Here is a 423-nt window from a genome sequence, read left to right on the forward strand (position 1 = left end):
CTTCCTGATAAACCTGTTTAAGTTGACGGATCAAAAGGTTGTGGAGTTTCATTGTCTTGTTGTTCATAGTTAATGAAATAAAACAATTTATCTTTTACTATAGCCCCACCTGCACGAACTCCGTATGTTTGAGCTGATAAATCCGCTAATTTTTGTCTTCCGTTTGTTCCTGCTAATGAAGGAGGTGTTTTTGCAGCTAAAGATTCATCTCTGTTTAAGAAATAAGCTGAACCTTCAAAGTTGTTTGTTCCTGAACGTGTAATTGCACTAATAGCTCCACCTGCAAATCCAGACAATTTAACATCATAAGGAGCTACGCTCACTTGAAATTGCTCGATAGCATCAATTGAGATAGGACTTACTCCTGTTTGACCACCATTTGTTCCGTTTGCAGCCAATCCAAAAACGTCATTACTTACAGCT

Annotated in this window: 1 protein-coding gene; it reads right to left on the minus strand. The window is 38.1% G+C overall.

What is annotated here, in order from left to right; genetic code table 11:
* Window positions 1-17: 17 nt before the first annotated feature.
* A partial coding sequence (locus FCS21_RS17910; protein ID WP_503328526.1) for an outer membrane beta-barrel protein occupies window positions 18-423 on the minus strand: 406 nt, incomplete at its 5' end.

It is taken from the genome of Colwellia ponticola, assembly GCF_005885605.1.
GTDB lineage: Bacteria > Pseudomonadota > Gammaproteobacteria > Enterobacterales > Alteromonadaceae > Colwellia > Colwellia ponticola.